This is a genomic window from Actinoplanes sp. NPDC048988 (genome assembly GCF_043197815.1).
Lineage (GTDB): Bacteria > Actinomycetota > Actinomycetes > Mycobacteriales > Micromonosporaceae > Actinoplanes.
Genome location: NZ_JBICTW010000023.1, coordinates 1 through 12,630, shown reverse-complemented (window position 1 = coordinate 12,630; position 12,630 = coordinate 1). Strand labels below are relative to the sequence as shown.

Below are 12,630 nucleotides of genomic sequence, written 5' to 3'. Positions count from 1 at the left end.
ACGAGCGCTCGCACCCAGCACGGTCCCGTGCGTCGAGCACTGAGGAGGACGGGTGACCCAGGTCGGCGAAGGCCATGAGACCGCGGCCGATGCGGACGGGCCGGTCATGACCTTTGGTGCTCCCGCGGCCGGAGAGGTGCTGGCCGAGCGCTACCGCCTCGAGGAGCACGTCAACAACGACAGTGCCGGCCGTCAGGTCTGGCGCGGCATCGACGTCATCCTCCGGCGCCCGGTCGCGGTGGTGCTGCGGTACCCGGGTGGCGACTCCGCCTCCGAGATGCTCCAGGCCGCCGTCGACGCCAGCCGGGTGATACACCCCAACCTGGTCGGCGTCTACGACGCGATCGACGAGGGCTCCCGGTCGTACGTGGTTCGTGAGTGGGTCGACGGCGAGTCGCTGCGTGAGCTGGTCGCCTCCGACGGCCCGCTCGATCCGGCCCGCGCCACCAGCATCGCCCACGCGATCGCCGACGCGCTGACCGCCGTGCACGCCACCGGCATGGTGCACGGCAACGTGCACCCCGGCACCGTCCTGATCGGCGACGACGGCCGGGTGGTCCTGGCCGACGCGCGCGCCGACTCGGCCGACGACGTCGAGGGCGATGTCCGCGCGGTCGGCGGCATCCTCTACTTCGCGCTCACCGGCCACTGGCCGCGGACCGAGGTCGGCGACTCCACGCTGCCCGACGCGAGCCGCGACGCCAGCGGCAACCCCGCCGCCCCCCGCCAGCTCCGCGCCGGCGTGCCGGCCTACCTCGACGACCTGACGATGGACCTGCTCGACCGTCGCGTGGCCGCTCCCGAGGCCGACGCGCTCACCGCCGAGCTGGCCCGGCTCGACGCCGCCGAGGACGAGTACGAGGACGTCGGCCCCCTGCGCTTCGCGCAGAACACGACGACCGAGCCCGTACGCAGCACCCCCAAGATCTTCCTCGGGGTGGCCGCGCTGGTGGTCATCGCGGTGGTCGGCCTGGTCTTCGGCATCCGTGCCATCACCTCGTCGAACGACCCCGACCCGTCGAACACCACCCAGGCCAACGCCGGCGCCGACAGCGGCGCGACCGGCGGCGACGAGCAGACCCCGGCGCCCCAGCCCAAGAAGATCGCGCTCACCGCCGACATGGTGCGCATCGTCGACCCGCCCGACGGTGACCGCGAGGACACCGGCCAGGCGAAGTTCACGGTGGACAACGATCCCGAGTCGGCCTGGGAGACCCAGCGGTTCAAGCAGCCGAACTTCGGCACCCGCAAGCCCGGCATGGGTGTCCTGATCAACCTCAAAACGCCCCGCTCGCTCTCCGAGATCGAGGTCGAGATGTCGCAGCCGGGCGTCACGATGGACATCCGGGCCGGCACGAGCGACCCGGGCGACACGTCCGAGGGCGACGCCAAGATCATGCAGACGTACAAGCGTCTGGGCGACGGCGACACCACGACGGACGGCACGCGCGAGGTCTTCTCGCCCTTCGACCCCAACACCAAGTACCAGTACGTTCTGGTCTTCCTGACCAAGCTGCCCAAGGCCGACGAGGGCGGCGGTTACAAGGTCAGCGTCAACAAGATCGAGGTGTACGGGTACTGAGCGGCTCCCGCCGTCTCGACCGGTCCGGTTAGATTGCTCCCGTGACTTCCGGGGACGGTGCCAGCGACGCCGACCTGCTCCGCGCCCACGTCGAGGGCGACAAGCAGGCGTTCGGTGAGCTCGTGCGCCGCCACCGGGACCGGCTGTGGGCGGTCGCCCTGCGCACGATCGGCGACCGCGAGGAGGCCGCCGACGCCGTGCAGGACGCGCTGCTCTCGGCCCACCGCAACGCTGCCCGGTTCCGGGGCGACTCGGCCGTCACGACCTGGCTGCACCGCATCGTGGTGAACGCCTGCCTCGACCGGATCCGCCGACGCCAGGCGCACCCGACCGTGCCGCTGCCCGACGGCAGCCGCTCCGACGACCGCCCGTCCGGGGTGGAACCGGCCGCCCCCGTCCAAGATCATGAGACGGCCCTGGTGGTCCGCGAGGCGCTCGCCGCCCTGCCGGCCGACCAGCGGGCGGCCATCGTCCTGGTCGACGTGCAGGGCTACCCGGTGGCCGAGGCGGCCGAAATCCTCGGGGTGGCGATCGGCACGATCAAGAGCCGGTGCGCCCGCGGGCGAGCCAAGATGGCACTCGCGCTGGGAGACATCGCTCACCCCACCGAGGGGAACCGGGGGGCGTCCACATCCGTCCCATCGGGACCGGCGGCGGAGCGGAGGGACCAGAGGTGACCGGGGCGGCGGAGTTCAGCGGGGTCGACATCGACCTGCTGGCGGACTACATCGGCGGTGCCCTCGAGGGCACGCCGGACGAGTCCGTGGTGTCCACCCTGATCGCCGACGACCCTCGGTGGCGGGCGGCGTACGAGACGCTGGGTGGCCGGATGGCCATGGTCGGCGCCGAGTTGGGCCGGTTGTCGCCCGAGCCGATGCCGGCCGACCTGGCCGCCCGGCTGGACGAGGCGTTCAGCGCCCCGCCGCGCCTCGAGCTGGTGCACGACACCGGGTCCGTACCGAAAAGAAGGCAGCGGCGCTGGGTGACCCCGATCGCCATCGCCGCCGGGGTCGTCGCTTTCGTGGGTTTCGGCGCCGACTACCTGGCCGGCCGTGACAACGCCGCCGACAACACCGCCTCCAGCAGCGCCGCCGGTTCGGCCGAACAGGCGGCGCCGACGGCCGCCCCGCCGACCCTCTCGAGCGGCACCGACTACACCAAGGCCACCCTCGCGAACGCTCCCTCGGAACCGCTCAGCGCGGCCGCGAACCCGGACGAGACCTTCTCGGCGGAAAAGAACAGCGACCGCGCCGCCGCGGCCACCGCGCCCGAGTTGTCCCGGCTCCTGCCCTTCGCCGCTCTCCAGGAATGCCTCGACGCCATCCAGCGGGCGAACGCGGCCGGCCCCATCGCCGTCGAGTCGGTCGACTACGCCCGTTTCGACGGCAAGCCGGCCGTCGTGGTGCGCTTCACCGCGGGCAACGGCGTCTGGGCCTGGGCCAGCGGCCCGGACTGCGGCTCGCCCGCCGGTGACGCGGACACCCTGGCGCGAGTGCCGGTACGCTGATCAGCCCCGGGTGAGGTCGGACACGACCCACGTGTGGGAATGGTGTGTGCCTAGCATGGCGTTCTAGCGTGCAGTGTCGCCGAGCGGGCATTTCCCGCGGGCGCTGAGCAGACTGAGGAGTCGGCAGTGGACGAGGTCCGTAATCTGATCATCATCGGTTCGGGGCCCTCCGGCTACACCGCGGCGCTCTACGCGGCCCGCGCCAACCTCAAGCCGCTCGTCATCGAGGGTGTGCAGTCCGGTGGCTCGCTGATGACCACCACCGAGGTCGAGAACTTCCCCGGTTTCCGCGACGGTGTCATGGGCCCCGAGCTCATGGACAACATGCGCGCGCAGGCCGAGAAGTTCGGCGCCGAGTTCATCACCGACGACGTCACCCGGGTCGAGCTGACCGACAAGCCGACCGAGGCCGGCACCGAAGGCCTCAAGACCGTCTGGGTGGGCGACAAGGAGTACTTCGCCCGCGCTGTCATCCTTTCGACCGGTTCGGCCTGGCGTCCGCTCGGCGTTCCCGGTGAGCAGGAACTGCTCGGCCACGGCGTCTCGTCGTGTGCGACCTGTGACGGCTTCTTCTTCCGCAACCACAACATCGTGGTGGTCGGCGGCGGCGACTCCGCGATGGAGGAGGCGACCTTCCTCACCCGCTTCGCCGAGACGGTGACGATCGTGCACCGCCGCGACTCGTTCCGGGCCAGCAAGGTCATGCAGCTCCGCGCCCTGAACAACCCGAAGATCAAGGTCGAGTGGAACTCCGTGGTCGAGGAGATCCTCGGCGAGGACGGCAAGGTCAACGGCGTACGGCTGAAGAACATCGAGTCCGGCGAGACCAAGGTCCTCGACGTGACCGGCGTCTTCGTGGCGATCGGCCACGACCCGCGCAGCGAGCTGTTCAAGGGCCAGGTCGAGCTCGACGACGAGGGGTACGTCAAGGTCGACCACCCGTCGACCCGGACGAACGTCCAGGGCGTCTTCGCCGCCGGCGACCTCGTCGACCACACCTATCGTCAGGCCATCACGGCCTCCGGCACGGGTTGTGCCGCGGCGCTGGACGCCGAACGCTTCATCGCGTCATTCGTAGAGCTGTAAGACCGGGAGGGTCCTAGTGGGAGCAGGTAAGGCGATCAGCGACGCCACTTTTGTGAGCGACGTGCTGCAGTCCGACAAGCCGGTGCTGGTCGACTTCTGGGCGGAGTGGTGCGCGCCCTGCAAGAAGGTCGACCCGCTGCTGAACGAGATCGCCAAGGAGATGGGCGACAAGGTTCAGATCGTCAGCATCAACATCGACGAGAACCCGGAGACCACCCGGGCCTACCGCGTGATGTCGGTGCCGACGCTGACCATCTTCAAGGGCGGCGAGGCAGTGAACTCGGTCACCGGCGCCAAGCCCAAGAGCGCCCTGGTCAACTTCATCGAATCCGCCCTCTGAGCGATTGACCCGTGCCCCGCGTCCCTCGTGGACGCGGGGCACGGGCGCGTCAGGGGTACTCTCCTCAGAGTCGTTCTTCGTACTAGGGAGTCGCGCGTGCGTTCCATCCGGCGTGGAGACAGCGGCCCGGCCGTTGCCGAGATCCGATCGATCCTGGTCGGGCTGGACCTGCTCACCACGGCGTCGGATGTGTTCGACGACGAGATGGACGAGGCGGTCCGCGCCTTCCAGCAGGGCCGTGGCCTCGGCGTCGACGGTCTGGTCGGCGACGAGACCTGGGGCGCGCTCGACGCCGCCCGCTGGCGTCTCGGCGCGCGCACCCTGTTCCACTCGGTGCCCGACGCCCTGGTCGGCGAGGACGTGCGCACGCTCCAGGAGCGGATGCTCGAGATGGGCTTCGACGCCGGCCGCGCCGACTCGATCTACGGCGCCCGGACGGCCCGCGCGGTGGCCCAGTTCCAGCGTGAGGTGGGCCTCACCCCGGACGGTTCCTGCGGCCCGCAGACCCTCAAGGCGCTGCGCCGGCTCGGCCGCAAGGTCGTCGGCGGCCGCCCGCAGTGGCTGCGCGAGGCCGAGGCGTTCCGGCAGGCCGGCACCAACCTGGTCGGCAAGACCATCGTGATCGACCCGGGCCACGGCGGTGGCGATGACACCGGCGTGGTCGTCCCCGACGGCCCGTTGCGCTGGACCGAGGCCGACCTCGTCTTCGACCTGGCCGCCCGCCTCGAGGGCCGGCTCGCCGCCGCCGGCATGCGGGTCCACCTGACCCGCGGCCCGCACCCCACCGAGCCGATGAGCGGCGCCGACCGGGCCGCGCTGGCCAACAGCCTCGGCGCCGACCTGCTCATCTCGCTGCACCTCGACGGCCACGACAACGAGGCCGCCGACGGCGTCGCGGCCTACCACTACGGCACCGGTAGCGGCCTGAGCTCGACCGTGGGGGAGCGGCTGGCCAACCTGGTCCAGCGCGAGATCGTCGTACGGACCGGCATGCGCGACTGCCACATCCACGCCAAGACGTGGGAGCTCCTGCGCCTGACGCGGATGCCGGCCGTCCGGGTCGATCTGGGTTATCTGACCTCGCCGGCCGACCGCGACCGCTTGGTGAACCCGCTGTTCCGCGAGCAGATCGTCGAGGCGATCCTGGCCGCCGTCCAGCGCATGTACTTCCCGGTCGAGCGCGACGTGCCGACCGGCTCGATCGACGTACGCCAGCTGCGCCTCGCGCTCTCCAACCGGGCTTAGTTCTCGACGGTACGGGTGGCTGTGGCCGGGCGGACCGGCCGCAGCAAGGTCTCCGGGCTCATCGAGCCGAGCAGTTTCTCCAGCGCGTACTCGACGTCGGACTTCCACGACAGGGCGGTCCGCAGCTCGAGTCGCAGCCGGGGGTAGCGCGGGTGCGGCCGTACGGTCTTGAAGCCCACCGAGAGGAAGAAGTCGACCGGAGCGACACAGCCGGCCTGCTTCTCCTCGTCGGCCTCGCCGAATTTCGCGTCGCCGAAGGCCTCGATCGCCTTGACCCCGCGCTTGGTGAGATCACGGGCCACACCCTGCACGAGCATGCGGCCCAGCCCGCCGCCGGCGAAGGCGGCCACCACGTGCGAGGTCATCAGCAGCGCGGCGTCGGCGCTCACCGGCGAGGTCGGAAAGGCCATCGAACGGGGGACGTACGCCGGTGGGGCGTACATCACAAAACCGGCCGGCATGCCGTCGACGTAGGCCAGCTTGCCGCAGGAACCCCACTCCAGCAGGGTCTGCGACACCCACGCTTCCTTCTCGAGCCCCGGGTCACCTGACGCGCACGCGCGCTCCGCCGAAACCGGGTCAAGCTCCCAGAAAACGCACTGCCGGCATGGCCGCGGCAAATCCTCGAGCGTGTCCAAAGTGAGGTTGACCAGGCGTCGTGACACAGTCGTCCCCCTTGAACTCCGTACCCCGATGGGGATCCTACGCCGCAATACCCATGAACGGGACCAGTTGGGGCACCCTGGCCGGTTAACCGAGGGCCTGGAGTGGCGAGCCCGACTACCATCGGAACTCTGTCTCCCAGAGCGAGGTGAGAGCCGCATGACCGGCACAACCCAGGACGACTACACCGATCGCTACGCGCGCCGGGTGCGTGGCATGACCACGTCCGAGATTCGCGCACTCTTCGCCGTGGCCAGTCGTCCCGAGGTGGTGTCGCTCGCCGGCGGCTCGCCCTACATCGCCGCCCTGCCGCTCGACGCGGTCGGCGAGATGCTCAACAACCTCGCCGCCGAGCAGGGCGCCACCAGCCTCCAGTACGGCATCGGCCAGGGCACGATCGAGCTGCGCGAGCGCATCTGCGAGGTCATGTCCCTGTCCGGCATCAGCGGCGCGTCCCCCGACGACGTCGTGGTCACCGTCGGCGGACAGCAGGCGATCGACCTGCTCGCCCGCCTCTTCCTGGACCCGGGCGACGTGGTCCTCGCCGAGGGGCCGAGCTACGTCGGCGCACTCGGCGTCTTCCAGGCCGCCCAGGCACAGGTGAGGCACATCGCCATGGACGACGAGGGTCTCATCCCGGCCGCCCTCGAGGAGGCGATCGCCGAGGTCGAGCGCTCGGGCCGCAAGGCGAAATTCCTCTACACGATCCCCACCTTCCAGAACCCGGGCGGCATGACGCTGACCGACGAGCGCCGCGAACAGGTGCTCGACATCTGCGAGCGCGCCGGCCTGCTGGTGGTGGAGGACGACCCGTACGGCATGTTGTCCTTCGAGGGTGACGCCCCGCGGCCGTTGCGGGCCCGCCGCCGCGAGGGTGTGTTCTACGTGAGCACGTTCTCCAAGACGTTCGCGCCCGGGCTGCGCGTCGGATGGATCCTGGCGCCTCACGCCGTACGGGAAAAGCTCGTCATGATGAGCGAAGCGAATGTGCTGTGCCCCAGCGCGTTCGCGCAGGGCGCGGTGACGCAGTACCTGTCGACGATGCCGTGGCGCGAGCAGATCAAGGTCTACCGCGAGATCTACCGCGAACGCCGCGACGCCCTGCTCGGCGCCATGCGCGACCTGATGCCGGCCGGCACGACATGGACCCACCCGACGGGTGGCCTGTTCGTCTGGGCGACCCTGCCCGAAGGCCTCGACTCCAAGGCAATGATGCCGCGCGCGATCGCGGCCCGGGTGGCGTACGTGCCGGGTACGGGCTTCTACGCGGACGGCACGGGCCGGAGCAACATGCGGCTCAACTACTCGTTCTCGTCGCCGGAACGCCTCCGCGAGGGCATCCGCCGCTTGTCCGGCGTCATGGAGCAGGAACTGGCGATGCGCGCCGTCTTCGGCCCGGCCGCCGCGCAACCGCACCGCCGCCGGGGTACGGCCGCCGCGGACGCCCCCGGCCCCGACTTGGCATGATCTCCTCATGGTTACGGGTGACGATGTGCGCGTGATGGTCCTGGCCGGCGGCCTCTCCTACGAAAGGGACGTCTCGCTGCGTTCCGGCCGCCGCGCGGTGGACGCCCTGCGCGCGGCCGGCATCCAGGCCGAGATGCGCGACGCCGACGTGGCGCTGTTGCCGTCCTTGCAGGAGGACCCGCCGGACGCAGTGGTGATCGCTCTGCACGGCGCCACGGGGGAGGACGGCAGCCTGCGCGGAGTCCTCGACCTGTGCGGCATCCCGTACGTGGGTTGCGACGCCCGCGCGTCCCGCCTGGCCTGGGACAAGCCCTCGGCCAAGTCGAGGCTGCGCGAGGCCGGCATCCCGACCCCCGACTGGGTGGCGCTCCCACACGACCGTTTCTCGGAGCTGGGCGCGGTGGCGGTGCTGGACCGCATCGTCGACCGCCTGGGCCTCCCGCTGATGGTGAAGCCGGCCCAGGGCGGCTCCGGCCTGGGAGCAGCGGTGGTACGCGAGGACACGGCCCTGCCGGCGGCGATGGTGGGCTGCTTCGCGTACGACTCGACGGCCCTGGTGGAAAAGTTCGTCCCCGGCAAAGACGTGGCGGTCTCGATCATCGACCTGGGCTCCGGCCCCGAGGCCCTGCCCACGGTCGAGATCGTCCCCCGGGACGGTGTGTACGACTACGCGGCCCGCTACACGGCCGGCCTCACAACATGGCACGCCCCCGCCCGCTTGTCCGAGTCGGTGGCCGCCCAGGTGGCGGAGACGGCCCTGGCGGCCCACAAGGCGCTGGGTTTGCGAGACCTTTCCCGGGTCGACCTGATCGTCCCGAAGGACGGCGGCGCCCCCCAGGTCCTGGGCATCAACGTCTCCCCGGGCATGACGGAGACGTCGTTGCTCCCCTTGGCAGTCCAGGCCGCCGGCCAAGACTTGGGCCAGATCCTGTCCACACTGGTCGAGCGAGCCGTAGCCCGCGCGGCTGCCTGACCTACCCGCCGAAGCACACTTCAGAAGGCCGGCCCGCGGTGGCCGGCCTTCAACGTCTTCGCGGAGCCAGTCCAGCGAGCCCATCCTCGTTCTGCTGCTCGCGCATCTCTGAGGAGCCCAGCTCCGCCGCCCTCTGAGCGGTGCAGCTACGCCAGCCCTCCGCCCGCGACCCGCACCCTCGAAATGACAGAGACCTTAGTTCTGCCCCCGCCTCTTCCTTTTCCGTCTTCAGAGCTTGGCCGGGCGACTGTGTCCTCAAGGGACGCGGCCGCCGGCCCACCCGCACATTCTGATCAGGAAGCAGAGGGCGTCTGGGCCTGGGGGTTCTGAGTAGGGATCATCGGCGGCTCTTCGCCAGACTCGAATTCGACGTCACCGAGAGTTGCAGGGCGACCGCCTGTAGGACCTTCACCGTAGGACGCGCCGCCGTAGAGATCCGCAGTATCGCGTTCGGCGGTGCGGAGGTCGGCCGTGTCGCGGTCGCCGGAGGCTCCGTCGTTGAGTTCACCCGCATCGGAACCGCCGCCTTCAGTTCCTCCGCCCAGGGAACCTCCGCCACCAGAACGGCCGCCACCGGCCCCTCTACCAACGGACCCACCGCCCTCGGAACCGCCGCCGCCATGCGGTCCGCCATCAGACCTTCCGCTAACGGGACCGGCGGCACCAGGCCCTCCGCCAACGAGGCCGCCGCCATCGACCCCTCCACCATCAGGCCCTCCGCCGTCAGGCCCTCCGCCATCAGGCCCTCCGCCATCAGGCCCTCCGCCATCAGGCCCTCCGCCATCAGGCCCTCCGCCATCAGGCCCTCCGCCATCGGGGGAGAGGTTGATGGTTGAGGGGGACTCCCATTTGATGTGCGCCGGCTCGGCGATCGCCTTGCCACCGAATTCCGCGAGCCAGGCGGCGACGAGGGCAAGGTTTTCGTGCCACTCGTGCTCCGGGATGACGGGCAGGATGTCGTCCCACAGTGAGAGGAAGGTGCCCCGCAGCTGAAGGCGACCGTAGGGCCGCGCCAGGAACCACATGTGGAGATGAGCGGAGCCATCGCCCCAGCGATTGACGTGCACCCGGGCAACACCGTCGAGCGACCGAATGGCGCGCTCCAGGCGAACAGTCATCACACCAAGTTCCGCCGACAGAAGGTTCGGCAGATCTCCCAGATCCAGATGCGATCGGCACTCCAAAATCACCACGACGGGCAGTCCCGTCGGACGGTCCATCGCACGCACCCGCCAACGTTCACTGACCCAGATGTACGCCTCATCCGGCGTATTGCAGGCAACGCAGTCGGCCGCGTCTTCGCCGGCCCGCGGAGGTTCCACCTCAACCGGAGCGGCCAGCGGCTTGACCCGCATATCGCCCTCGAACGGAAACGAAGGCCAACGAGTGAAGCCAGGCAGAGGGACGGTGTTGTCGGGCACGAGGGAACCTTAGCCGAGGCCAGACCCACTGTCCCGGGTCAATTTTCGCGACCTGTGGACGACACGCGCCCACCGTCGCGCGCCACCCGACGTAGATCGTCGTCACCATCCGTGGGCACCACAGCACCAGAAAAGTTATCCACAGAAGTTATCCACAGGCCCTCCCGTTTCACGTGAAACACGACGTCGCAGGCTTGCACCCCCTGTGGATACCTAAGCAGAGAACCCACAGCACATCGGCCACGTTTCACGTGAAACGCAGCCCCCACTCGTCGTCAACAGGCGTTACGCACAGGGTGTGGATAACTTCGTAACCACAACCCGGAGCCCCTCCCGCATCCGTCTGACCGCCAGCGCACCACGTGAGTCGTTGCCGGCTCCAGTCGACCAGCGACGCCCTCAGAAGGTGAATCCTCATCAGGTCTAGACATCGCCGACGATGGAAGATCGGTGACACAGCCCTCCGTGGGTCGGCAGGTACGACCGCTCCAGCCCCGAGCAGCTACCACCCCGTGCGGGGGTCTCAGCCAAGAATTCCTTGAACGGCCACGACGAAGCGTGCCGAGCGTCGGCCACCTCCGAGAAGCGCGGGACAGGTGATACCGGCGAGCTGACCCATCTACTACGCCTCGAGCTGGTTTGAGGAAGACGGCGACGGTGACCGCCTCCGGCGAGTCAGGGGTGCCTGGGCCTTATCGCGCGCATTCCGCTTTGCCTTCTTGGCCGTCGCTGTTTCCTCCAGCGCCTTCCCTCAAGGCCACCTAAGCCACCTGTCACGGACAATGCAGCCACGCTCCTATCCACTCCCAAGCGGGCCTGCCCCACATCGCTCAGCGGTCAACACGGCACCTCGACGGCCGGCGGCCTATGTAGCTGTCAGAGCAAGCCGATCGTCGCCCGGCACCGCTCGAAGTGCTGGATCTACCCGGTCCCATATCGCATCTACTGAGCCGTGTACCGCTGACTTCTTCCGGAGTGACAGCAGCAATCCCGCTATTTCCTGCCGCAGTCGTCGTAGACCTGCGGCCGAGCAAGCTTGAACCACCCACAGCTCTAGCCGCCCCTCCGTCTAGCGCATCATCCGCTCTAAGTTCGAGGACATCACTCCAGCGGCGCCGAGGGCTTAGACCGGACCTCCGTCACCGCACCGGCCGCACGGCCGCTGTCTTGGACCGCAGACCGAGCCGCTACGCCTACCCGGATGTGCGGGACCTGGCCAACGAGCACGTCGAGCCGGGGGAGCCGGAGCTGGTCGCCCCGACAAACCGCCGCCTCATTGCCAAGCCTTACGTCTCGAAGCCGGCCGCAGGTTCGCCGGGATGACCCCACGTCGCCGACGGCCTCGCCTTGTTCCGGTCCGACGTACCACCAGCGGGGTAGGCGTTGGCCTGACGCCAAGATACGACCCGATCCGCGACACGCAGATCCGTGAAAGGCTTCCCGCCATGAAGACGTCCCAACCGCAATTCGGCGTGTTCGTCATTCCCCTCTCGGCCTTAGGACGCGACCTTCGCTCCGGAGATCTGTTCCCTGATGGTCCCGTCGAGCACGGACCTCAACTTTGGGGCCGCCACAGCCGCCACTGCAGTACGGCTCAGGCCGACCCCTATGTTTTCACCGCTACCGCCCGCTGCTGCCTCGATCAGCGCCCACAGCCGACGACGCAGCGGCGGCCAATTGTCAACGAGCTTCAGAGGTGATGCCGACGCCCGCGCTGATGAGCAGCAGCGGGTGGTCGCCGGTCTCGGGCAGCGCGCTACGCACAAGTCCAGGCGGCATCACATATGGAAGGCACCCCTCGCCTCGACTCGTCGGCAGAATGGCTCTCGTCCAGCTCCTGCCATAGACCTTCGCATCACGGCGGGATACCGGTTACAGGAGTGTCGGGGCCGGCGACGGGCGGTCCGGAACTTAGGGACCGACTGGCTACGGGTTAGCGGAGCGCGATCCGGTTCTGGACCGCCGACGGCAACTCAGTGGCGTCAATTGAGGCCGAACAAGGGTGGGCCGACACACCGTCAATATCGTTCGTGGCGCTTACCGAGAGCCCTTCAGGTGACGACGATCCCAATGACCAGCCAATGACACACGGACACAAGGTCTTCTAATTCGCAGCCGGCTTGCGTCGCTCGAGGATTTCTACGCCCGCCTCCGGTGCGTAGATTCCGTGCCCGGAGGGAGATCTAATTGGCTGGCTCGAGATCACTGAGCCCGTCGAGCGTCACTGACAACTGAGGTTTCACGTGAAACCGCTCCCGGCTCCCGGCTCCCGGCTCCCGGCTCCCGGCTCCCGGCTCCCGGCTCCCGGCTCCCGGCTCCCGGCTCCCGGCTCCCGGCTCCCGGCTC

At 69.2% G+C, this 12,630-nt stretch carries 11 protein-coding genes; 9 read left to right on the top strand and 2 right to left on the bottom strand.

Translation table 11 applies throughout. From position 1 onward, the window contains the following. Positions 1-52 precede the first annotated feature (52 nt). From ACGFJ7_RS42065 to ACGFJ7_RS42040, 6 genes are all read left to right on the top strand, one after another. On the top strand, positions 53-1,582 hold the full coding sequence (locus tag ACGFJ7_RS42065; protein WP_360247923.1) for a protein kinase family protein: 1,530 nt from the start codon (positions 53-55) through the stop codon (positions 1,580-1,582). A 41-nt stretch (positions 1,583-1,623) separates the two neighbouring features. Next, positions 1,624-2,259 carry an RNA polymerase sigma factor SigM gene (gene sigM / locus ACGFJ7_RS42060; protein ID WP_360247925.1) on the top strand — a complete coding sequence of 212 codons (636 nt, stop codon included), beginning with the start codon at positions 1,624-1,626 and terminating at the stop codon, positions 2,257-2,259. Next, positions 2,256-3,089: a hypothetical protein gene (locus ACGFJ7_RS42055; protein WP_392647679.1), complete on the top strand. Its 834-nt coding sequence runs from the start codon at positions 2,256-2,258 to the stop codon at positions 3,087-3,089. The genes sigM and ACGFJ7_RS42055 overlap by 4 nt, the downstream gene beginning before the upstream one ends. A 126-nt stretch (positions 3,090-3,215) precedes the next feature. Continuing rightward, on the top strand, positions 3,216-4,175 hold the full coding sequence (gene trxB, locus ACGFJ7_RS42050) for a thioredoxin-disulfide reductase (protein WP_360247929.1): 960 nt from the start codon (positions 3,216-3,218) through the stop codon (positions 4,173-4,175). 16 nt (positions 4,176-4,191) lie between these two features. Beyond that, entirely contained in the window at positions 4,192-4,515 is a 324-nt protein-coding gene (trxA, locus tag ACGFJ7_RS42045; RefSeq protein WP_360247931.1) for a thioredoxin, read from the top strand. A 96-nt stretch (positions 4,516-4,611) separates the two neighbouring features. Beyond that, the gene (locus tag ACGFJ7_RS42040; RefSeq protein ID WP_360247933.1) at positions 4,612-5,760 is read left to right on the top strand and encodes an N-acetylmuramoyl-L-alanine amidase; all 1,149 of its coding nucleotides are present in this window, start codon (positions 4,612-4,614) and stop codon (positions 5,758-5,760) included. Here the strand turns inward: ACGFJ7_RS42040 and ACGFJ7_RS42035 are convergent. Next, complete coding sequence (locus ACGFJ7_RS42035) at positions 5,757-6,425, bottom strand: GNAT family N-acetyltransferase (RefSeq protein ID WP_360247935.1); 669 nt, start codon at positions 6,423-6,425, stop codon at positions 5,757-5,759. The two genes, ACGFJ7_RS42040 and ACGFJ7_RS42035, sit on opposite strands and share 4 nt — an antisense overlap. A gap of 157 nt (positions 6,426-6,582) precedes the next feature. Between ACGFJ7_RS42035 and ACGFJ7_RS42030 the strand changes: the two genes are divergently transcribed. Next, a complete protein-coding gene (locus ACGFJ7_RS42030) occupies positions 6,583-7,890 on the top strand; it encodes a PLP-dependent aminotransferase family protein (RefSeq protein ID WP_360247937.1) in 1,308 nt (435 codons plus the stop codon). Between the two features lie 7 nt (positions 7,891-7,897). Beyond that, positions 7,898-8,863 carry a D-alanine--D-alanine ligase gene (locus ACGFJ7_RS42025; RefSeq protein ID WP_392647675.1) on the top strand — a complete coding sequence of 322 codons (966 nt, stop codon included), beginning with the start codon at positions 7,898-7,900 and terminating at the stop codon, positions 8,861-8,863. A 293-nt stretch (positions 8,864-9,156) separates the two neighbouring features. Here the strand turns inward: ACGFJ7_RS42025 and ACGFJ7_RS42020 are convergent, their stop codons facing one another. After that, complete coding sequence (locus ACGFJ7_RS42020) at positions 9,157-10,263, bottom strand: hypothetical protein (RefSeq protein ID WP_392647810.1); 1,107 nt, start codon at positions 10,261-10,263, stop codon at positions 9,157-9,159. Between the two features lie 1,188 nt (positions 10,264-11,451). Here ACGFJ7_RS42020 and ACGFJ7_RS42015 point away from each other — a divergent pair. Further along, the gene (locus ACGFJ7_RS42015; RefSeq protein ID WP_392647672.1) at positions 11,452-11,607 is read left to right on the top strand and encodes a hypothetical protein; all 156 of its coding nucleotides are present in this window, start codon (positions 11,452-11,454) and stop codon (positions 11,605-11,607) included. Positions 11,608-12,630 lie beyond the last annotated feature (1,023 nt).